This window comes from uncultured Pseudoxanthomonas sp. (assembly GCF_947498795.1).
GTDB lineage: Bacteria > Pseudomonadota > Gammaproteobacteria > Xanthomonadales > Xanthomonadaceae > Pseudoxanthomonas_A.
Genome location: NZ_CANMLQ010000008.1, coordinates 39,928 through 60,670, shown reverse-complemented (window position 1 = coordinate 60,670; position 20,743 = coordinate 39,928). Strand labels below are relative to the sequence as shown.

Below are 20,743 nucleotides of genomic sequence, written 5' to 3'. Positions count from 1 at the left end.
CGGGAAAAATACGTCCTCCGCCATGCACGATGTTCGCGAAACGACCTTGAACCCGGGGTTCAAGTGGGAAGGTTGGGTAACCATCGGGCTTTCCGCTGCGAGGCAGACTTGCACTCCCGGTAACCGTCACCCCCCCGTGGTCGTCATTAAGGGACAAGGCGAATGTTTGCGCTCACTGTCGAGTACAGCAGAGGACGCGAGGCCAGTATAGCGAGCGAAGATTTTTTGCCTAGCCCGTTCGTCGGCGGATTCAGTCCGCAGTCGGCGACGTCGCAGCGCCGTTACGAAGTGCCCAGCGCGCTGTCCAGCTTGCGGTGCAGATCCTGCAGCGTGCGCTCGACGTCACGGTTGCGCGCGTGCTGCTCGTCGCGCAACTGCTGCAATTCGTGTGCCAGATTGAGCGCCGCCAGTACTGCGATGCGGTCTACCGCCGCCATGCGATTGCTGCCGCGTACTTCGCGCATGCGGCTGTCGAGCAGCTTGGCGGCTGCCATCAGGCTGGAACGTTCGTCCGGGGCCACGCCCACGGTGTATTCGCGATCCAGCAGATGCACGCTGACCGGTTCGTTGGCGCTCACGTGTGCTGCTCCAGGGACTTGAGGCGGCTGATCATCGCTTCGACGCGCGACCGCGCCTGCTCGTTCTTGGCCAGCAACTGCGAGCGCTCGCCGACCAGTTGCTCCTGTTGCTGGCGCAGGCTGCGGTTTTCGTCCGCCAGGCGCTGGCACCGGTCGGCCAGGTCCTGGATGCGCGTACTGAGCGCGCGGAGCTGGTCGAGGAGGTCGGCGGTGTCCATGCCGGTCACGATAGGCGTGCGCTTGCCGGGCGGTCAAGCGGCCGAACGCCGGATGTCAGCAGGAGCGGGCCATGCCTCCGATGCTCTTGCGTGGTCAGATCGAAAAGCATCGCGGGCATGGCCCACTCCCGCAGGGTTTCCCGCCAGGGTCGCCGGGGTCAGGAGGCCACGCGCATGCCCGAGCCGGGGTAGTAGTCCCGGATGAAGCGCAGGCACTGGTCCGCCACCAGTGCCTGCGAGACCCAGTGGCCCTGCACTTCGTCGCAGCCGTGGTTGCGCAGGAACTCGTACTGGTCCCACGTCTCCACGCCCTCGGCGACGACTTTCAGCGCCAGCGACTGTCCCATCGTGATGATGGTGCTGGTGATGGCCTCGTCATCGGTGTCGTGGGTGAAGTCGCTGATGAATTCGCGGTCGATCTTCAGCGTGGTCAACGGCAGCCGCTTCAGGTACGCCAGCGATGAATAGCCGGTGCCGAAGTCGTCGATCGCCAGCGAAATGCCGAGGCGCCGGCAGGCGCGCAGCGTGTCGGCGTTCTGCTCGGGACTGGCCATCACCACGCTCTCGGTCAGTTCCAACTCCAGCCGGTTGGCGGGGACGCCGGTTTCCTGCAGCGTGCGCGCGACCACCGTCTGCAGGTCGCCGCGCTGCAACTGGGTGGCGGACACATTCACCGCCACACTGAGTTCTTCCAGGCCGGCGTCGTGCCAGTCGCGCAGGGTCAGGCAGGCGTGGCGCAGTGCCCAGGCGCCGAGTTCGAGGATCATCCCCGACTCTTCCGCCAGCGGGATGAACTGGCCCGGCGACACGGTGCCGAATTCCTTGCTCTCCCACCGCAGCAGGGCCTCGACGCCGGTGATCCGCTGCCGCGAGATCGACAGGCGCGGCTGGAACACCAGCGACAGTTCGTTGCGGTCGATCGCGCGGCGCAGGGCGCTGGCGAGGATGGCGCGATGGCGGTTCTTCTCGTCCATCGATTCCGAATACACCTGATAGGTGTGCCGCCCCATCGCCTTGGCCTGGTACATGGCGGTGTCGGCGTGCTTCAGCAGCTCCGTCGGTACCTGGGCGTGCTCCGGATACAGGCTGATGCCGATCGAGGGCGATACCGCCAGTTCCAGCCGTTCGCCGAAGTTCAGCGGCGTACGGAAGGCCTGGATGATGCGCTGGGCCACCTCTTCGGCATCGGGCATGCCGTTGATGTCCTCCAGCACCACGGTGAATTCGTCGCCACTCAGGCGCGCGACCGTGTGCTGCGTCCCGACTGTCTGCTGCACGCGCGCGGCCGCCGAGCGCAGGATGCGGTCGCCGGTGGCGTGGCCGAGCGAATCGTTGATGTCCTTGAAGCGGTCCAGGTCGATGAACAGGACGGCGACGTGGCCGTGCTCGCGACGCGCCCGCACGATGGCGCGCGACAGCCGCTCGGACAGCAGCGAGCGGTTGGGCAGGCTGGTCAGGGTGTCGTAGTTGGCCAGGTAGCGCAGTTCCTGCTCGGCGCGCTTTTGCTCGGTGATGTCGGTCAATACCTGCACGTACAACGGACGCTCGCCGGTGGCGTCCGGCACCACGTTGGTCTCGATGCGGCAGAGGATTTCCTCGCCATCCTTGCGGACCTTCCAGATCTCACCGGACCAGCGCCCGGTCAGGCGCAATTCGCGGTTCATCCGTTCGAAGAAGGCATCCTCGTGCTGGTCGCTGTCCAGCATCGTCATCGGCTGGCCGATGATTTCCTCTTCCGCATAGCCGGTGATGCGGGTGAAGGCGGGATTGATGGTGATGAACTGGTGCGCCCAGTCCAGCACGGCCACCGCTTCGTTCATGCTGCGCATCACCTCGCCGGCGATGCGGTGCTCGTACTCGGCATTGCGGCTGGCGGTGATGTCGCGGGCGGTGCCGGCGATCCGGATGGGTTGTCCCTCACCGTCGCGCTCGACGACGCGGCCACGGGCGCGCACCCATACCCAAGTGCCGTTGCCCAGCATGTCCATCCGGTGTTCCGACATGAAGAGCGGGGTCTTGCCCTGCAGGTGCAGGCGCAGGCGCTCCTGCACCAGTGGCATGTCTTCCTCGTGGATGGTCGGGACTTCGCCCTGCCGCGTCAGCACGGTGATGTCGGCGGTCTGCACGGCGGTTTCGTCCGCCCGCATCCGGTAGAGCCGGCGCTGCACCAGGTCGTAATCCCAGAACTGCTCGCCCGAGGCCCACAGCGCCAGCTTCAGTCGCTCGTCGCGGTTGCGCAGGGACTCGCTGCGCAGCGGCTCCTGCGGAACCTGCCGGCTCGCCAGCCATGCCTGCCACCAGCGCCGCGTCCCGATCAGCACGACGCCCAGCAACACCAGGCCCGCGAGGCCCATGGCCAGCCGGGACGACAGGGGGGAAGCCGTTGCCAGGACTGCAGCGACAGGGGAGGCGTGCATGGAGGGGCGAGGGGCCAATGCGTAGGCAATATGTGAGTGTAGGCATGCGTACACACGCACAACAAGGAGGGAAGCGGCTTTTGATTGCTACACTTGCAAGGTTGTCCGAAACCCCTGACGGATTGCGTTCTTCTATGCCCGACCTTCCCGATATCGCCGACGTGGCGGCCGCTTCCCGCCAGTCCGGCCTGGCCATGGACGCGTCGGAACTGCACGGTGCGCTGTGCGGCTGGCTCGCCGGTGGCGGCACGGCCGACGACACCTGGCTGGCCCGCGCGCTGGCCGACGACCAGTTGCCGGCGCCTGCGACCGGCAGCGCGCTTGACCAGTTGCGCGAGTGCGCCGTCGCCCAGCTGGAAGACCGCAGCTTCGCCTTCGACCTGTTGCTGCCCCCCGCCGACCGTCCGCTCGACGAGCGCGCGGAAGCGCTGTTTGCCTGGTGCCAGGGATTCCTGGGCGCCTTCGGACTGGCCGCGGGCGCCGCGCCGCCGCTGTCCGAAGAGGGGCAGGAGGCGTTGCAGGACCTCGCGCGACTGGCCCAGGCATCGCCCGAGAGCAGCGACGACCAGGAAGACGAGGATGCGCTGGCGGAACTGGAGGAGTTCGTCCGGGTGGCCGTCCTGCTGCTGCATGGCGACTGCGTGCTCGGGCCCCGGCATCGCCGGAGCCTGAACTGATGAAGGCCGTCGCCGGCATCGGCGCGGCGGAGTTCGCCCGCCGGCGCAAGCAGATGATGCGGCTGGCCGGCAACGACGCGATCCTGGTGCTGCCCGCCGCCGCCGAGCGCGTGCGCAGCCACGATACGCATTATCCGTTCCGGCAGGACTCTGACTTCTGGTATCTCAGCGGCTTTCCGGAGCCGGAGGCGGTGCTGGTACTGGTACCCGGTCGCAAGCACGGCGAAACCATCCTGTTCTGCCGCGAGCGCGATCCCGAGCGTGAAGGCTGGGACGGCCCGCGCGCCGGCCAGGACGGCGCGGTCAACGACTACGGCATGGACGATGCCTACCCGATCGACGATCTCGACGAGATCCTGCCGGGCTTGCTGGAAGGGCGTTCCCGCGTCTACTACCACTTCGGGCGCGACGCCGACTTCGATCTCAAGCTGATCGGCTGGGTGCGCCACGTGCGCGCTCACGTGAAGCAAGGCGCGCAGCCGCCGCACGAGTTCCTCGAACTCGGCCACCTGCTGCACGACCTGCGGCTGTTCAAGTCGAAGGACGAAGTGAAGCTGATGCAGCGCGCCGCCGACATCAGCGTCCAGGCCCACCTCGCTGCGATGCGCGCGGCGCGCCCCGGCATCCGCGAGTACGAGCTGCAGGCCGACGTGGAGCGCGTGTTCCGTGCCAATGATGCATGGCCCGCCTACAACAGCATCGTCGGCGCCGGCCGCAACGCCTGCGTTCTGCACTACCGAGCGAATACCGCGCAGGCGCGCGACGGCGACCTGGTGCTGATCGATGCGGGTGCCGAATACCGCGGCTACGCCGCCGACATCACCCGCACGTTCCCGGTCAACGGCCGCTTCACCCCCGCGCAGCGCGCGCTGCACGACCTGGTCGGCGAGGCCCAGCGTGCCGCGTTGGACTGCGCCCGCGTCGGCGTGCCGTACGAGGCCGGGCACGTGGCCGCGGTCGAGACGCTGACCGAAGGCCTGCTGAAGCTCGGCCTGTTGAAAGGCAAGCTCGAGAAGAACCTCGCCGAAGGCACGTACCGCCGCTTCTACCGCCACAAGACCGGCCACTGGCTGGGCCTGGACGTGCACGACGTGGGCGACTACCGCATCGACGGCGAATCGCGCCTGCTGGAAGCCGGCATGGCGTTCACCATCGAGCCGGGCCTGTACGTGGGCCACGATGACGAGACGGTGGACCCCAAGTGGCGCGGCATCGGCATCCGCACGGAGGACGACGTGCTGGTCACCGATGGCGAGCCGCGTGTGCTTACCGATGCGCTGGCGCGCAGCGCGGACGAGATCGAAGCGGTGATGGCGGCGGGCTGACCACGCCTCAGGGGCTATCCACCCGCACGTCGCGGATCCACAGCTGCCGCCACCGTGCGGCTTTCTCCTCGGGCGCCAACCGTTGCGGTGAGGCGGGCACGGGCGGCGCGAAGCCGTCGCGTGCATCCAGGCATCCGGCGTTGACCGCGGCGTGGCGCTGGTCGCCCTCTTCGAACACGACCGCCACCAGCACGCCGCAGTCGCCGCACAGCAGGAACTGCGCGGCCTCCGATCCCTGCCGATAACGGCGCAGGCGGTCCGGCCGTTGCACGCGGACGACCAGCTGCGCGTCGGTATCGGAAAGCCATGCGGCGCCGTGCGCGCGGCAGAAGCTGCAGTCGCACGCGCGGGGCGCCGTCGCGGCCGGCACCAGACGCGTGGAGAAGGCAAGCGTCAGCGCGCCGCAGTGGCAGCCGCCATCCAGCACCGAGGGAAGCGCATGCATCGGCAGACCTCAGCCTTCGCCGGAACGCCACGCCGACGGTGTTTCGTTGGCCACGACATCAACACGTGCGCGCGCCGCCTCCAGTGGCCGGATTTCCAGCGTCAGCCCGAAGGCCAGGCAGGGGTTCTCGGACGCGATCCGCGCGGCGTGGTCCAGCGACTCGGCGACGATGAACCAGTAGCCGCCGACCAGCTCCTTGGCTTCGGCGAACGGTCCGTCGGTGATGCCGGTGCGAGATACCTGTCTGCCTCGGTTCTCAAGGCGGCTGCCGGGCTTGAGCACGCCGTCGGCCACGCCTTTTTCGTACCAGGTGTAGAAGCGATCGATGGCGTCCTGCACGTCTTCTTTCGATGCGCTTTCGTCCCATTGGCCGCGGGAGATGAGGAGGTAGTCGGAGGTCGTCATGAGGGGTCCAGGAGGAAGGGCGGATTACGCGTGCGCCAGCGCTGCCTGCAGCAGCAGGCCCCACAGGCCCAGCACCGCCACGAAATTCGCGGTGAAGACGAGCCCCCGCAGGCGTACGTTCGTGGTCGCGACCTGCACGACGCTATGCAGGACACGACCGGCGACGAACAGCCACGCGAGGGCGATGGCAGCGTGGTTCGCGCCAAGCAACATCAGCACGACGCAGGCGACATGGAAGAACAGCGGCCACTCGAACTGGTTGGACAGGTTGGCGTTGATCCGCGGCTCGACCTTCGCCCACGGATTGCTGCCATCCGCGCGGCGGCCGATGCCCCAGATCGCCGGCGCCCGCGCGATCGTCAGCAGCACGTAGAGGCACGCGGCGAGCGCGACATGCGCCGTCATCGGTAGCAGCAGGGCGGTATCGAGGGGCGTGAGCGCGGTCATGGCAGCGACGGATTCGCCAGGTAGGCCGCACCCAAGGCGGCGACCAGGCCGAGGAGGACGAAAAGACCGTAGCGCAGGCGGAACGGGATATCCGGCTTGCCATAACGCCGTTCGGCCTGCAACCGATCCAGTCGCCAGCCATGGTGGCATTCCGGACAGGCCAGCTGGTAGCGCCGACCGTAGACGAAGCCGAACAGCAGGTCGAACTCACCGTACTTGTAGGCCAGCTGCGGCTGGAAGTCGCGCTCCTGATCGCAACGCGGGCAATGCTGCGGCTCCGGTTCGCCCACCGGCACCACGCGTTCGCCCTGGCCGATCATGAACATCATGCGTGCCGTCCGCTTGCGTGCATGCGAATCCTCCGTAGGCGTCAGAGTGGATGAAAGGCGTGGCGCCCGCTCCACGGATTATGTATCGAGGGTGATCGCGCCAGTAAGATCGGCTTGGCGAGGCCGGTAGCCACGGTCGATCAGTGCGCAGGCTAGCGCTGCTAAGCGCTCCTCTTGGCGAGCGCCCTGTCCGGTGAAGTTCGCCAATGGACCTTCGCTTAAAGACTCTGCGATATCCGGGCCTGAGAGGCCCGAGACAAGTTGCGAGGCCTCGTTGATTTCCTGTAGCTCAGGGAGCGAGGGCATATTGGCGAAGGCAGCGGGATTAGTGAAAACGAACTCGTGAGCGCGGTTCGCCGAAAGCGATGCATCAATGGCAGTCGTGCCGGCGCGGTCGTGAGCGACTCCCGTCTCGAGGTGCAGAGCGCCCCTCAGGAGATTGGCTGTCACGCAGGTATCTCTGGTGATCCCGCGTGTAGGGTCCACCAGTCTTATCTTGACGTAGTGAGGCGAAGTGGACATCGTGCGCATCGCCTCCATAAAGGCGTCGTGTGCCTGCACGCCTACGTCCTGACGCGCGCAGGACGCGAACAAAAAGGCGTATAACCCGAATTTCACGCGCTGTCCGACCATGAATAACCCCGTTGCGCACGTCTAGCGACCGTAGCCCGGGTAAGCGTAACGCACCCGGGATGCGTTACGCGGCACGTCCCCGCTTGCGGCCTTCGATCCGTTCCGGACTACGACGCTGTCGCACAGCGCGCCAAGCGTCCGCTGCTACGCATCCGCGTCGCGCTGGAGCGCGGGTGAGGCGGGGCCGTCCGCGACAGCGGACGTGATCGCGGGCCAATGCCTGCGCAGCCTGAGAGGAATGACGACAGCGGCGACCAAGGCTGCGGTACAGGAGACGATAGGCGTACCGTGTTCGGCGGCCACGAAGATTCCATTGGCGAGCGCCCGGTAGCCGCGTGCGTGCAGGTCGGAGGCGATGAATGTCTTGAGGACTTCTAGCGGCAGCAGCAACGCGGCCGCGAACACCATCACGCCATAGCTCAACAGCAGGCATGCGAAAGCGAACGACCGTCTGCAGGACCGTGGCATGCCGGACCGCCAGGCAATCGCCCATGCGATCCACGCCGGCAGCAGTACGGCGGCCACCAGGCCCGCGGCCGCCAGCAGGACTATCGTTGCCATCACGATCAGGTCGCTATCCATGGAGATACCTGATGACGTCGAGCGGTGAGTGGCCGGGATCGCGTTGCGAATCGCCGCCTCAGCCCGCTTTCGCGAACGCCGGCCGCGTCAGGTTGTCGGCATCGCCTTCGGTGCACAGCACTTCGTCCTCGATGCGGATGCCGCCGTACGGGCGGAATGCGTCGACGCGCGTCCAGTCGACGCTGGCGGCGTGGCCGTTCTTCTTGACCTCGTCCAGCAGCAGGTCGATGAAGTACAGGCCGGGTTCGATGGTCACCACCATGCCCGGTTCCAGCACGCGGGTCATGCGCAGGTAGGGATGGCCGGCGGGCCGTTCGATGCGGCCGCCACGATCGCTCGCGGCGAAGCCGGCCACGTCGTGCACCTGCAGGCCGATCGGATGGCCCAGCCCGTGCGGGAAGAACGCCGCGCTGACGCCGGTGGCAACCGCGGCCTCGGGCGATACCGTGATCACGCCGAAGTCCTTCAGGATGCCCATCAGCGTGTGGTGCGCATCCACGTGCAACTGCCGGTAATCCACGTCCGCCCGCACCCCGGCGCACATGCGCTGCTGCGCCGCATCCACCGCGTCGATCAGCGCCTGGAATTCGCCACCGGTGTCGTAGGCGTAGGTGCGGGTGATGTCGCTGGCGTAGCCATGGAAACTGGCGCCGGCGTCGATCAGGAAGCTGCGCAGCGGATCGGGCGCCACGCGCTGCAGTTCCATGTAGTGCAGGATCGCTGCGTGTTCGTTGAGGCCGATGATGTTGCCGTAGGGCAGGTCATTGGCGTCCTGGCCCACCGCCGTGCAGTAGGCCATGTGGATGCCGAACTCGCTCTCCCCCGCGCGGAAGGCAGCTTCGGCGGCGCGGTGTCCGCGCACGGCCAGGCGCTGCGCCTGCCGCATCAGCGCGATCTCGTAGGGCGTCTTGTAAGAGCGCTGGTATTCCATGTACTGGATCACCGGCTCGGGATTGTTCGGCGCGTAGTCGCCGAGCGTGCTCTGCGGCTCGCCGAGGATCGCACTGCGGGCCGCAGGCGGCAGCAGCGCCGCCGCTTCGTCCGGCTTGCGGATGATGTGGACATCGACGTGGTCCACCCACCAGCCGCTCGGTGCCCCTGGCACGACATGCCAGTAGTCGAACGGCTGGTAGAAGATCACCTGCGGCCGCTGGCCGGGCGTGTACACCAGCCAGCTGTAGGGCAGCCGCGTGAGCGGCAGCCAGGCCTTGAACTGCGGGTTCACCGCGTACGGATAGTCGCGGTCGTCGAAGACCTGCCAATGCTGGGTCCCACTGGGCACGACCAAGTGGTCGAAGCCGCCGCGCGCCAACGCTTCGTCCGCCCGCCGCTTCATCGTGGCCAGATGATCGGCGTACAGCGGGACGAGGTCGGTATCGAAGGAAGCGGGGGCATTCATGGCGTCGGCTCGTACTGAAGAGCCGCCATTCTGCCGCAATCGACCGGACCCGGCCGCAGCGGTGCGATCAATCGGCTTCGGGTCCGGCGTTGACCCACTGGCGCAGCCGTTCCAGCGGCTCGCGGTCGATGGTGAGGAAGCGCAGGCCGGCGAAGGCCTGCCCGGGCGTGTTCGCGGCGGCGGACCAGATCAGGTGCGCGCCCACATCGATCGGCTGATCCTGGCCGCGCGCGTCCTGCAAGTGGAAACGCAGCTGGTACAGCGCATCGTCGACCATCGGTTCGGTGGCGACCAGCAGCATGCCGGATTCGGAGAGGTTGCCGAGCCGGCCGATCACCTGTTCCGTCATCAGGTCGAAGACCGGCACCGGCTTCGGGACGTTGCGCCGGCGGGCGCGGCGGAACTCGCGCATCATGCGATGTCTCCTGCGGGTTCGCCGCCACGGCCCGTCAGGCTGCGCAGCGCGCTGAGGGTGGCGTTCCAGGCACGGTCGATCAGGCGGCCGCGATCTTCGGTGACCACCTGCGCCTGGCCCTTGGCCATCAGGTGCGCCAGCGTGTCCAGCGAATGCTCGCCCACGCGCTGGCCGCGCTGGTTGACGAACAGGGCGTTGCCGGTCACCGGACTGAACCACGACAGGCGCTGGCGCTGCACGTCGCCCTGCTGGTTGCGGGTGAATTCGAACCAGGTGCCGAACGGCAGCGTGCGCAGGTAGTCGTAGCACTCCTGCTCTTGCGGCGTACGTGGCTGCACCGGTTTCTTCTTGACCTCGCCCTGTCCGCCCAGCCGCGCGCGCGCCTTCAGCCGCGCGGTCAGCTCGGTGCGCGACGTGGTCTCGTCTTCCTCCGCACTGGAGAGCCGGCGCGAGATCGCGGCGGCCTCGTCCTCGTGGTAGCCCACCTGCACCAGCGACTTCTCGATCTTCGTCGCGAGCGCCGGATCGGCGGGCTGCGCCGAGGTCGTGGCGGCCACGATCTCCAGCGTGGTCTGCAGCTGGTCGGCCCATTCGGTGGAGGATTCGCCATTGCGCAGCTGGGTGAGCGTCAGCACGTCCGCCCACGCCTGGCTGAGCAGCGCCTGCACGAACTTCTGCGGTTTGGCATCGGCCATCGCCGACTCGATGGTGTCCGCGGCGCGCTGCTTGGCCACCTCCAGCCGGTCCTTGCCGCGTGCGGCTTCGATCTGCCGACGCTCGGCCAGCTCCGCCTTGCGCGCGGCCGCCTGCAGGTGCTGCTGCACGTCGCGGTTGGCGTCTTCGAAGACAGCCTCATCGCCCTCGTAGGTCTCGACGACGGTCTCCACCGCCTTGTGCAAGCGTTGCACCAGGTGGGGATCGACATCGTCGTCGCCGAGCCAGGTGGCGCCGGACTCGGCGACCGTGTTGAGCAGGTCGCGCGCCGGGTGCTGCGGCCGCAGGAAGAAATTGCGGTCGCGCAGGGCCGCCTGCACCACGGGTACCTGCAGGCGCACCAGCATGTCGGCGGCCGGCGCGTCGTGCTGCACTTCGCGCTCGATCTCGTTGTAGAGCAGGTCGAGCAGCTCGAACGTGTCGGAATCGGCGCTGGCCAGCGTGGCGCCGGGGCCGTGCTTGGCGCGGACTTCGGCGAGCATGGTCTGCTGGAGGTCCGCCACGGTGCGGCGCGGCTGGTCCGGTGTCCGTGCGGGCAGCGGTGCGCTCTGCAGCATCCGCAGCGTGTCGAGGACGTCCGGCGTCGGCAGCAGGCGGCGTGGCGCCGCATCGCGCGTCGCGCTGCCCCCGTTGGTCGAGGGCATTGCGGCAGCACCGCCCGTGCCTCCTTGTGCCTGGGGCAGACCGCCGCCGTCGCCCATGGATGCAGGGTGCGCGCCAACCCCCCCGTCGCGGGTCATCGCTGCGCCGTCGCCCGCCTGTCCCCCGAGCGACGCGATGTCACCGGCCTGCGCGAGTGCATCGGCCTGGAGTCCGCCGCGGCGGATGGCCAGCAGCTTCTGCAGGACGTCGAATGAGCCCGCCGTCTCCTTCGGCGCGTCCGCAGCGGTCGCGGCATCGGCTGCGGTGGGCGCAGACATTGCCGCCGGCGGGAAGGCGTCTCCACTTGCCTTGCCACCGGTCAGCGCACCCGCCACCGCATGCAGTTGCTCCGGCGTCAGCGTGGCCCAATGCGATCCGGCCGGCTGGCCCTGCCAGCCGGTCATGGGCCGGGCGCCGCCGCCCGCCTCGTCGCGGGGCGGCCGCACGATCTCGAGATTGCGTGCGCGCCGCGGCATGTAGACCAGGCCGGGCAGGATGCCCTCGCGCGCCAGGAACTGGTTCACCGTGTTCGCCCACTCGGTGTAGTTCAGCATCACCTTGTGGTCGAAACTGCGGTACAGCACGAGCTGCGCATCGATGGACAACTCGAGGCAGGCGGCGGCTTCCTTCAGCAGCTGGCACAGGCGGTAAGGGCCCAGCGGCAGCGTCTCGGCCTCGTAGGCCGGTTGGCCGGCGATGACGCCCATCCGCTGGCCCAGCATCAGGATCTGCGCGTTGCCGCGCTGCTCATGCCGGCGCGCGACTTCGCGCAGCACGATTTCCTGGTCCATCACCGCGTCTTCGACCAGGGTCATGGTCTGGAAATCCAGGCGGGCGGGGGCCTGTTCGCCGCCACCGCGCGTGCTGCGGATCGCGGCCAGCTCGGACTCCAGTGCGAACATGTACTGCGGCACCAGGTCCACACGGTTCTTCTGCAGCGACCGCAGGTCGACGAAGATCTGCGTCTGCATGTGGTTGCTGCGGGCCTGCTCGGCCTGCTTGAAGAGCTGCTGCTCGAACTCCACCAGCATGCCGTTCAGCGCGGAAACGAAATCCGGCGCGATGTGGTCGAACAGGTTCTGCAGCAGTCGCCGCACGCGCGGCGGCAGCGCCGACGATGCAATCGTGGTCGGCGCGGCAGCGGACGTCGGCGGTCGTGTCGCGGTCATCGGTGCAGTGGGCTCCCCCGTGGCGGCATCATTATCACACCCTGTGTCGCCTGCGCACCCATCCATCGCCATCTCACGGCAGGCGGGTGCCTAGCTGTCCAGGAACAGTTCGACCACATCGTTGGTGAACCGGCGTCCCAGCGCCGTGGGGCGCACATGGGTCTGCGAGACGTCCAGCCAGTCCCGTTGCAAGGCGTGTTCCAGCGGACCGGCGATGTTCGATACCGGCAGGCCGGTGGTCGCGGTGAAGTCCGCCAGTGCGAAGCCTTCCTGCAGCCTCAACGCGTTCAGCATGAACTCGAACGGCCGGCGATCCGGCGTGATGTCGTCGTCACCGCCGATCGCCGCCGGCGTGCCCGCGGCGGCGAGATAGGCGGCAGGGTGCTTGATCTTCCAGCGGCGCAGGATCCGCTGCGTCGCCCCCGCGGTGATCTTGCCGTGCGCGCCGGCGCCGATCCCGATGTAATCGCCGTAACGCCAATAATTGAGGTTGTGCGCACAGCGGCGTTGCGGACGGGCGTATGCACTGACCTCGTAGTGCGCGTACCCCGCGTCGGCCAACAGCGCCTGGCAATGCTCCTGCATGTCCCATGCGTGATCGTCGTCGGGGATGCCCTGCGGTGGCCGCGCGAAGAACACGGTGTTCGGTTCCAGCGTCAACTGGTAATGCGAGATGTGTGCGGGCTGCAAGGCGAACGCGCGCTGCAGGTCGTGCTCGGCCATGGCCAGGGTCTGGCCGGGCAGGGCATACATCAGGTCGAGGTTGAGGTTGTCGAAGCCGGCATCCTGCGCCAGCCTGACCGCGTGCTCGGCCTCGCGGCTGTCGTGGATGCGGCCGAGTTTTTCCAGGCTCGCGTCATCGAAGCTCTGGATGCCAAAGCTGATCCGGTTGACGCCCGCCGCCCGATAGCGGTCGAAACGCCCGTGCTCGGCCGTGCCCGGGTTGGTCTCCAGCGTGATCTCCAGCCCCGGCGCGAAACGCAGCCGACTGCTCGCACCCTGCAGGAAGCGGTCGATCGCATCCGGCGGGAACAGGCTGGGCGTCCCGCCGCCGAAGAACACGCTGTGCACGGTACGGCCCCATACGAGCGGCAGGTCGTGGTCCAGGTCGCGCAGCAGCGCATCCACGTAGTCGTCGAACGGCAGTGCGCCGTTGCCCTGGTGCGAATTGAAGTCGCAGTACGGACATTTGCGCACGCACCACGGCAGGTGCACGTAGAGCGAGAGGGGCGGGGGAATCAGCATGTCGGGTAAGCCAGTCTTGTCGTCCGTTCAAGCATCGGCAGGAGCGCCCGGTGGGCGCGATGCTTCGTCTCGCGGGGTCTGCGGAAAAGCATCGCGGGCATGGCCCGCGCCTACCAGGTCTCGAGCAGGCGCTGCTTCAGGCCGGCCAGCGCCTTGCCGCGATGGCTGATGCGGTTCTTGTCTTCGAGCGGCATTTCCGCGGCGGATTGTCCGCGCTGCGGATCGAAGAACACCGGATCGTAGCCGTGGCCCCCGTTGCCGCGACGCTCGCGCAGGATCTCGCCGCGCCACTCGCCCTCGACGATCAGGGGCTGCGGATCGTCCGCGTGGCGAAGCAGCACCAGCACGCAGTAGAAGTGCGCGCCGCGACGTTCGCCGTCGACGTCGTCCAGCGCTTCCAGCAGCTTGTCGATGTTGCGCTCGGCGTTGCCGTGTTCGCCGGCGTAGCGCGCCGAATACAGGCCCGGTGCGCCGTCCAACGCATCCACGCAGATGCCGGAATCGTCGGCCAGTGCGGGCAGGCCGGTCTGCAGGCTGGCGTGGCGTGCCTTGATCAGCGCGTTCTCCACGAACGTGGTGCCGGTTTCCTCGGCGTCATCCACGCCCAGGTCGGACTGCGCGACCAGTTCGATGCCGGTATCGGCCAGCAGGCCATGGAGTTCTTCCAGCTTGCCGTGGTTGGAGGAGGCGAGGACGAGTTTCATGGCGGATCAGCCCTTGGGTTGCAGCAGGTCCCAGCGATTGCCGTAGGCATCGCGGAACACGACGACGGTGGCGTAGCCTTCCTCGCGCGGCGTCTCCAGGAATTCGACCCCGGCGGCGACCATGCGCGCATGGTCGCGCCAGAAGTCGTCCGTCTGAAGGAAAAAAGGCCACGCGGCCGCCGGTCTGGTCGCCGATGCGCGCGCGCTGTTCGGCGGTGCTGGCCACGGCGAGCAGCAGGCCGGTGCCGCCATCGCCGGCCGGTGCCACGCGCACCCAGCGCTTGCCGCCGCCGAGGTCGGTGTCCTCGCGCACCTCGAAGCCCAGCGCATCGCGGTAGTGAGCGATGGCGTGGTCGTAGTCGTCGACGACCAGGGTGACCAGGCTGAGGGTCTGGGACATGCGGGGAATCCGTCGAAAGGGACCGACCAGGGTAGGGGTCAGCCCGCCAGCGCCGCACGCTGGGCGGCGAACAGCTCGCCGATGCCCTTCTCGCCCAGCGCCAACAGCGCATCCAGTTCATCGCGGCGGAACGCATGGCCTTCGGCGGTGCCCTGCAGTTCGATGAAACCGCCGCCGTCGTTCATCACCAGGTTCATGTCGGTGTCGCAGTCGCTGTCTTCGGGGTAGTCCAGGTCCAGTACCGGCACGCCGCGGTAGATCCCGACCGACACGGCGGCCACCGCGCCGTGCACCACGTCGCGCTTGATCTCGTTGCGCGATTTCAGCCAGTTCACCGCATCCACAAGCGCGACGTAGGCACCCGTGATCGCCGCGGTGCGCGTGCCGCCGTCGGCCTGCAGCACGTCGCAATCCAGGGTGATGGTGCGCTCGCCCAGCGCGCCGCGGTCGACGCAGGCTCGCAGCGTGCGTCCGATCAGCCGCTGGATCTCCAGCGTGCGACCGCCCTGCTTGCCGCGCGAGGCCTCACGATCGCTGCGGGTATGCGTGGAACGCGGCAGCATGCCGTACTCCGCCGTCACCCAGCCCTCGCCCTTGCCGCGCAGGAAGCCCGGCACCTTGTTTTCCACCGTCGCGGTGCACAGCACGCGGGTGTGGCCGAAGCTCACCAGCACCGAGCCCTCCGCATGGCGGGTGTAGTTGCGCAGGATGCCGACGTCGCGCATCTGGTCGGGCAGGCGGCCGCTGGGGCGGGAGAAGGACATGGGGACATCCGCGATGAGGGGGGGGAAGTTTAGCAGTCGCGTTCCGCCCGCCCCGGCGGCCGCCGTGCGGGCTGCTAAGATGCGCCGCTCACTGGTCCGATGGGCAACCGCATGATCCGCAGCATGACGGCGTTCGCCACCGCCGAACGCGCCACCGACGGCGGCACGCTGGCGGCTGAACTGCGCGCGGTCAACCACCGTTTCCTGGAACTGGGCGTGCGTCTGCCGGACGAACTGCGCGCGCTGGAACCCGCGCTGCGCGAGCGCGTGGCGTCGCGCGTGTCGCGCGGCAAGCTCGACCTGACCCTGCGCCTGCGTGCGCCTGAAGGCGGTGGCGCGCTGCAGCTCAATCCGCGCGTCGTCGCGCAGTTGGCGGACCTGGCCTCGGACCTGTCCGACCGGATGCCCAACCTGCGCACCCAGCTCACCGACCTGTTGCAGTTCCCGGGCGTGCTGCAGACCAGGGGTGTGGACATGGAGGCGCTGCAGGCCGAGGCGCTGTCGCTGCTGGATGCGGTACTCGACCAGTTCGTCGCCGCGCGCGAGCGCGAGGGCGGCAAGCTGGTGGCCGCGATCCTGGAGCGCGTGGACGGCATCGCCTCGCTGGCCGCGGAAGTGCGCACGCTGATCCCGCAGATCCGCGCCGGCCAGCGGCAGAAGCTGGAAGCCCGGCTGGCCGACGTGGCGCAGAACATGGAGCAGGGACGGCTGGAACAGGAACTGGTGCTGTGGCTGCAGAAGCTCGACGTGGACGAGGAGCTCGACCGCCTCGACAGCCACGTCAAGGAAATCCGCCGCGTCTTCACCCAGAAGGAGCCGCAGGGCCGCCGGCTGGACTTCCTGCTGCAGGAGTTCAACCGCGAGGCGAACACGCTGGGCTCCAAGTCCGTCGACATCCGCACCACCAACATCGCGGTGGAACTGAAGGTGCTGATCGACCAGATCCGCGAACAGGCGCAGAACATCGAATGAAGCGCGGAACCCTCTATATCGTCGCGGCGCCGTCGGGCGCGGGCAAGAGCAGCATCGTCAACGCCGTGCTGGCGCGCGATGCCGACATCGCGCTGTCCATCTCGTTCACCTCGCGCGCGGCGCGACCGGGCGAACGGCATGCGCAGCACTACCACTTCATCAGCGCCGACGAATTCAAGGCGATGATCCGGGCCGGCGATTTCTTCGAGTACGCCGAAGTGCACGGTGACTGGAAGGGGACGGCGCGCCAGTCCGTCGAGCCGCAGCTCGACGCCGGCAAGGACGTGCTGCTGGAGATCGACTGGCAGGGTGCCCGCCAGGTACGGGAGAAAGTGCCGGACGCGGTGAGCGTGTTCATCCTGCCCCCGTCGCGCGCCGCGCTGGAGCAGCGCATGCGCAACCGCGGGCAGGACAGCGAAGAAGTGATCCAGCGTCGTCTGGCGGCGGCCCGCGAGGAGATGTCGCACTACGACGAGTTCGACTATGTCATCGTCAACGACGTGTTCGACACCGCGGTCGAGCAGATGCACACCATCTTCACCGCCAGCCGCCTGCGCCGGGAGGCGCAGGACGTGCGCCACGCCGATCTGATCGCCGCGTTGCTGGCGGAGTAGCGCCAGGCTTTCGCAGAGCCTCGCTTGCCAGGCTCCGCGCGTACCGAGGTCCGGCGGGATGCCTACAGCCAGCGGAGCCAGCTCAGCTCTATGACGGCAGGGACCCGTAGCGGCGCCTTAAATCCTTGATTTTCAAGGAAAGGCTTGCATTGCCAGGCCTGTCTGCCTACAATCCCGGCCCCTTTCCGTATTCACTGGGCGGCCAGCCGGTCGCCGGGAGCCCGCATGGCCCGCATCACCGTCGAAGATTGCCTGGAAGTCGTAGATAACCGTTTCGATCTGGTCACGATGGCCGCCAAGCGCGCCCGTCAGCTCGCGAACGGCGTGGAACCGCAGATCGACAACAACGAAGCACAGGACAAGCCCACCGTGCTGGCGCTGCGCGAGATCGCCGCGCGCAAGATCGACAACGAGCTGATCGACCGCGTCGAGAAGGCCGAGCGCGAGCGCGCCGAACGCGAAGCGCTGGAATGGGCCGCAGCCGAAGTGGTGGCCGACGACGACCTGTCGAAGGGCGACGACTGATCGACGGCGTCTGACGTTCCCATCGGGACGGACGATCACCGGAAAGCCCGCGCAAGCGGGCTTTCCGCGTTTCCGGGGTCCGGTTCCGCGTTGCCGTGGAGACGCGACTGGCATAGTCTGGCGGCATGAATTCCGGCCGTACCGCCAAGGCGCTCCGCAGCCCTGCTTCGTCCCGTGACGAAAGCGTGCCGGAGTATGTCGCCCAGTTCGAGAAGTTGGTGGCATACCTGCCGAAGGCGCAGCTGCCGTTGCTGCGGCGCGCGTGGGAAGTCGGCGCGGCCGCGCATGCCGGACAGACCCGCAAGTCCGGCGAGCCCTACATCACCCATCCTGTGGCGGTGGCCGGAGTGCTGGCCGAGCTGGGGATGGATGCCGAAACGCTGATCGCCGCGATCCTGCACGACACCATCGAGGATACGCCGCTGACCGGCGCCGACATCGCCGCCGAGTTCGGCGAATCGGTCGCCGAGCTGGTCGAAGGCGTCACCAAGCTGGACAAGCTGAAGTTCCGCGATCGCCAGGAAGCGGCGGCCGAGAGTTTCCGCAAGATGCTGCTGGCGATGTCGCGCGACCTGCGCGTCATCATGATCAAGCTGGCCGACCGCCTGCACAACATGCGGACGCTGGGCGCGCAGAGTGCCGAGGCGCGCGGGCGCATCGCGCGCGAAACGCTGGAGATCTACGCGCCCATCGCGCAGCGGCTGGGCATGAACCTGGTCAAGTCGGAACTGCAGGACCTGGGGTTCCGCGCGCTGCATCCGTGGCGGCACGCGGTGATCGAGAAGCACATCCGCAGCCAGCCGGTGATGCGTCGCGAATCGATGGCCCAGATCGAGGCGCACCTCTCGCAGCGCCTGGCGAAGGAAGGCATCGAGCATCGCCTGGTCAGCAGGGTGAAGACGCCCTGGAGCATCTACCAGAAGATGCGCGGCGAAGGCAAAAGCTTCGATCGGGTGATGGATGTGTTCGGCTTCCGCGTCGTCGTGGATTCCGTGCCGTCGTGCTACCACGCACTGGGTGCGGTGCATGCGCAGTACAAGCCGCTGGACGGCCGGTTCCGCGATTTCATCGCCATTCCCAAGGCCAACGGCTACCAGTCGCTGCATACGGTGCTGTTCGGTCCCTACGGGTCGCCGATCGAGGTACAGATCCGCACCACCGAGATGGACCTGGTCGCCGAGCGCGGCATCGCGGCCCACTGGACCTACAAGTTCGGCACCGATGCCCCGAACAGCGCGCAGAACCGTGCGCATGCGTGGATCGTGGAGCTGATCGACAACCAGCGCGCGGCGGGCTCGTCGCTGGAGTTCCTCGACAACGTGAAGGTGGACCTGTTCCCGGACGAGGTCTATCTGTTCACGCCGAAGGGCAAGATCCTGTCGCTGCCGCGCAATGCCACCGCGCTCGACTTCGCCTACGCGGTGCACACCGATGTCGGCAACCAGGCGGTCGCATCGCGCGTGGACAAGAAGCTGGTGCCCTTGCGTACGAAGCTGGCCAGCGGGCAGAGCGTGGAGATCATCACCGCCAAGTCCGCGGCGCCGAAGCCGCAGTGGCTCGAGTTCGTCGTCACCAGCAAGGCGCGGACCGCCATCCGCCACCAGCTGAAGCAGCTCGAACACGAGGACGCCGTGCAGCTGGGCCACCGGATGCTCGACCGCGCGCTGGAGGACCTCGACAGCTCGCTGGAGCGGCTGCCGCAGCAGCGCCTGGAGGCCTTCCTCAGTGAGCACAAGTACCCGCGCCTGGAGGCCTTCCTGGCCGATGTCGCGCTGGGCAACTGGATGCCGTCGCAGGCGGCGCAGGCGCTGACCGCGTTCGCCGAGCTGCGCGGTGGCGGGCATTCCAAGCATTCGCAGGAAAAGATCCTGATCACCGGCGGCGAACGCGGCGTGGTCAGCTTCGCGCAGTGCTGCCAGCCGATTCCGGGCGACGAGATCATGGGTTACCACACCGCCGGCAAGGGCATCGTGGTGCATCGGCTCGACTGCCCCAACGTCACCGAGTTCCGCAAGTCGCCGGAGCGCTGGGTGCCGATCGCATGGGACGCGAAGGTCACCGGCGACTACGACGCCGCGTTGCTCATCGACGTGGAGAACCGTCCCGGCGTGCTGGCGCAGGTCGCCGCCGCGGTGGCCAAGAGCCAATCCAACATCGAGCGCGTCGAATACCTCGAGCGCGACATCAACGTCGCCGTGCTGCGCTTCTCGATCCAGGTGCGCGACCGCAACCACCTGGCGGAAGTGATGCGCCGGTTGCGGCGCCTCAATGTCGTGCACGGCGTCCGTCGCCAGTAAGGCATCCACGAGCGTATGCGACCCGCCCACGAGATTGTCGGCGTCGAGTTCGACTGGCTCGCAATCGATCGGGAGGGGCGCTTGGCGCTATTCGCTACTGCGGGCTCGGGGATGGCGCCAGGATTCGCCATGGAGGCAATGGAATCGCTGGATGCCGTGCTGTCACTGATCGAGACACCCAACTGGGGGTCGGCGCAGGTGTGGGATGACTATGCGTCCGTTGGTCTGTATGTGTACGACTGGGATGTCTCGATTGGCGCCTTCCGTCGTCTGAGAACGCCCGAAGGCGCGCCCGACCCCATGTTGCTGGCATCGATGGGAGCGATGGGCGACAGGGTTCGTATCGATTGGGACTTCACGCTTGGGGATGACATTCGCCCCGAGATTCTGCGTTGACGCTGCCAAACCTTTCATCATCGAGGACGAACCATGACCAAGCAGATCATCCACACCGAGCAGGCACCCGCCGCCATCGGCCCGTATTCGCAGGCGGTTCGCGCGGGCAGCACGGTGTACTTCTCCGGCCAGATCCCGCTGGATCCGGCGACCGGCAATCTGGTGGATGGCGACATCACCGCGCAGGCGCGCCGTGCGTTCGACAACCTCAAGGCGGTGGCGGAAGCGGCCGGTGGTTCGCTCGATCGCACCGTGCGCCTCGGCCTGTACCTGACCGACCTGTCGCAGTTCGCTGCAGTCAATGCGGTGATGCAGGATTATTTCGCCGCGCCGTATCCGGCACGCTCGACGATCGAAGTATCCGGCCTGCCGAAGGGCGCGGCGTTCGAGGTCGATGCCGTGATGGTGCTCGACTGAGTCCTGCCGGGCGT

23 protein-coding genes, 1 other RNA gene and 1 pseudogene are annotated in these 20,743 nt (G+C 67.6%); 8 read left to right on the top strand and 17 right to left on the bottom strand.

Annotated features, from left to right (window positions below):
- Positions 1 to 10: 10 nt before the first annotated feature.
- From ssrS to Q0907_RS16125, 4 genes are all read right to left on the bottom strand, one after another.
- A non-coding RNA gene (ssrS, locus tag Q0907_RS16140) (6S RNA) lies at positions 11 to 197 on the bottom strand.
- Positions 198 to 281: 84 nt separating this feature from the next.
- Complete coding sequence (locus tag Q0907_RS16135; RefSeq protein ID WP_296278179.1) at positions 282 to 578, bottom strand: cell division protein ZapA; 297 nt, start codon at positions 576 to 578, stop codon at positions 282 to 284.
- Entirely contained in the window at positions 575 to 796 is a 222-nt protein-coding gene (locus Q0907_RS16130; protein WP_296278180.1) for a TIGR02449 family protein, read from the bottom strand. Before Q0907_RS16130 ends, Q0907_RS16135 begins: the two co-directional genes overlap by 4 nt.
- Before the next feature lie 158 nt (positions 797 to 954).
- Complete coding sequence (locus Q0907_RS16125; protein ID WP_299346773.1) at positions 955 to 3,150, bottom strand: EAL domain-containing protein; 2,196 nt, start codon at positions 3,148 to 3,150, stop codon at positions 955 to 957.
- Positions 3,151 to 3,347: 197 nt separating this feature from the next.
- Here Q0907_RS16125 and Q0907_RS16120 point away from each other — a divergent pair, with 197 nt between their 5' ends.
- The gene (locus Q0907_RS16120) at positions 3,348 to 3,890 is read left to right on the top strand and encodes a UPF0149 family protein (RefSeq protein WP_299346771.1); all 543 of its coding nucleotides are present in this window, start codon (positions 3,348 to 3,350) and stop codon (positions 3,888 to 3,890) included.
- Entirely contained in the window at positions 3,890 to 5,215 is a 1,326-nt protein-coding gene (locus tag Q0907_RS16115; protein ID WP_296278183.1) for an aminopeptidase P N-terminal domain-containing protein, read from the top strand. The genes Q0907_RS16120 and Q0907_RS16115 overlap by 1 nt, the downstream gene beginning before the upstream one ends.
- A 7-nt stretch (positions 5,216 to 5,222) precedes the next feature.
- On the opposite strand, the gene Q0907_RS16110 is transcribed toward Q0907_RS16115, so the two are convergent.
- The 13 genes and pseudogenes from Q0907_RS16110 to rph form a co-directional block, all read right to left on the bottom strand.
- Entirely contained in the window at positions 5,223 to 5,660 is a 438-nt protein-coding gene (locus tag Q0907_RS16110; protein ID WP_299346769.1) for a GFA family protein, read from the bottom strand.
- A gap of 9 nt (positions 5,661 to 5,669) precedes the next feature.
- Positions 5,670 to 6,065 (bottom strand): YciI family protein, encoded by a 396-nt coding sequence (locus Q0907_RS16105; RefSeq protein WP_299346767.1) that lies wholly within the window; start codon positions 6,063 to 6,065, stop codon positions 5,670 to 5,672.
- 24 nt (positions 6,066 to 6,089) lie between these two features.
- The gene (locus Q0907_RS16100; RefSeq protein ID WP_299346765.1) at positions 6,090 to 6,512 is read right to left on the bottom strand and encodes an MAPEG family protein; all 423 of its coding nucleotides are present in this window, start codon (positions 6,510 to 6,512) and stop codon (positions 6,090 to 6,092) included.
- Complete coding sequence (locus Q0907_RS16095) at positions 6,509 to 6,841, bottom strand: hypothetical protein (protein WP_343125232.1); 333 nt, start codon at positions 6,839 to 6,841, stop codon at positions 6,509 to 6,511. Before Q0907_RS16095 ends, Q0907_RS16100 begins: the two co-directional genes overlap by 4 nt.
- 78 nt (positions 6,842 to 6,919) lie before the next feature.
- The gene (locus Q0907_RS16090; protein ID WP_299346763.1) at positions 6,920 to 7,474 is read right to left on the bottom strand and encodes a hypothetical protein; all 555 of its coding nucleotides are present in this window, start codon (positions 7,472 to 7,474) and stop codon (positions 6,920 to 6,922) included.
- A 144-nt stretch (positions 7,475 to 7,618) separates the two neighbouring features.
- Positions 7,619 to 8,056 (bottom strand): hypothetical protein, encoded by a 438-nt coding sequence (locus Q0907_RS16085; RefSeq protein ID WP_299346761.1) that lies wholly within the window; start codon positions 8,054 to 8,056, stop codon positions 7,619 to 7,621.
- A 58-nt stretch (positions 8,057 to 8,114) separates the two neighbouring features.
- On the bottom strand, positions 8,115 to 9,455 hold the full coding sequence (pepQ, locus tag Q0907_RS16080; protein ID WP_299346759.1) for a Xaa-Pro dipeptidase: 1,341 nt from the start codon (positions 9,453 to 9,455) through the stop codon (positions 8,115 to 8,117).
- 67 nt (positions 9,456 to 9,522) lie between these two features.
- Positions 9,523 to 9,870, bottom strand: a complete 348-nt coding sequence (locus Q0907_RS16075; RefSeq protein WP_296278190.1) for a PilZ domain-containing protein — start codon at positions 9,868 to 9,870, stop codon at positions 9,523 to 9,525.
- Positions 9,867 to 12,395 (bottom strand): DUF1631 domain-containing protein, encoded by a 2,529-nt coding sequence (locus tag Q0907_RS16070; protein WP_299346758.1) that lies wholly within the window; start codon positions 12,393 to 12,395, stop codon positions 9,867 to 9,869. The genes Q0907_RS16075 and Q0907_RS16070 overlap by 4 nt, the downstream gene beginning before the upstream one ends.
- Positions 12,396 to 12,485: 90 nt before the next feature.
- Positions 12,486 to 13,640: a radical SAM family heme chaperone HemW gene (hemW, locus tag Q0907_RS16065; protein ID WP_299346757.1), complete on the bottom strand. Its 1,155-nt coding sequence runs from the start codon at positions 13,638 to 13,640 to the stop codon at positions 12,486 to 12,488.
- Positions 13,641 to 13,750: 110 nt separating this feature from the next.
- A complete protein-coding gene (gene rdgB / locus Q0907_RS16060; RefSeq protein WP_299346755.1) occupies positions 13,751 to 14,344 on the bottom strand; it encodes an RdgB/HAM1 family non-canonical purine NTP pyrophosphatase in 594 nt (197 codons plus the stop codon).
- Positions 14,345 to 14,350: 6 nt separating this feature from the next.
- Positions 14,351 to 14,744: pseudogene (locus Q0907_RS16055) on the bottom strand (VOC family protein).
- A gap of 38 nt (positions 14,745 to 14,782) precedes the next feature.
- Entirely contained in the window at positions 14,783 to 15,508 is a 726-nt protein-coding gene (gene rph / locus Q0907_RS16050; protein ID WP_296278195.1) for a ribonuclease PH, read from the bottom strand.
- Positions 15,509 to 15,619: 111 nt separating this feature from the next.
- Here rph and Q0907_RS16045 point away from each other — a divergent pair, with 111 nt between their 5' ends.
- From Q0907_RS16045 to Q0907_RS16020, 6 genes are all read left to right on the top strand, one after another.
- A complete protein-coding gene (locus tag Q0907_RS16045) occupies positions 15,620 to 16,480 on the top strand; it encodes a YicC/YloC family endoribonuclease (RefSeq protein ID WP_299346888.1) in 861 nt (286 codons plus the stop codon).
- On the top strand, positions 16,477 to 17,094 hold the full coding sequence (gene gmk / locus Q0907_RS16040; RefSeq protein ID WP_296278196.1) for a guanylate kinase: 618 nt from the start codon (positions 16,477 to 16,479) through the stop codon (positions 17,092 to 17,094). Before Q0907_RS16045 ends, gmk begins: the two co-directional genes overlap by 4 nt.
- Before the next feature lie 225 nt (positions 17,095 to 17,319).
- The gene (gene rpoZ / locus Q0907_RS16035) at positions 17,320 to 17,619 is read left to right on the top strand and encodes a DNA-directed RNA polymerase subunit omega (protein WP_296278197.1); all 300 of its coding nucleotides are present in this window, start codon (positions 17,320 to 17,322) and stop codon (positions 17,617 to 17,619) included.
- A 125-nt stretch (positions 17,620 to 17,744) separates the two neighbouring features.
- A complete protein-coding gene (locus Q0907_RS16030) occupies positions 17,745 to 19,916 on the top strand; it encodes a bifunctional (p)ppGpp synthetase/guanosine-3',5'-bis(diphosphate) 3'-pyrophosphohydrolase (RefSeq protein WP_296278198.1) in 2,172 nt (723 codons plus the stop codon).
- 15 nt (positions 19,917 to 19,931) lie between these two features.
- On the top strand, positions 19,932 to 20,312 hold the full coding sequence (locus Q0907_RS16025; protein WP_299346752.1) for a hypothetical protein: 381 nt from the start codon (positions 19,932 to 19,934) through the stop codon (positions 20,310 to 20,312).
- 33 nt (positions 20,313 to 20,345) lie between these two features.
- Positions 20,346 to 20,729, top strand: coding sequence for a RidA family protein (locus Q0907_RS16020; RefSeq protein ID WP_299346751.1), 384 nt, complete (start codon positions 20,346 to 20,348; stop codon positions 20,727 to 20,729).
- The last annotated feature ends 14 nt before the right edge of the window (positions 20,730 to 20,743 follow it).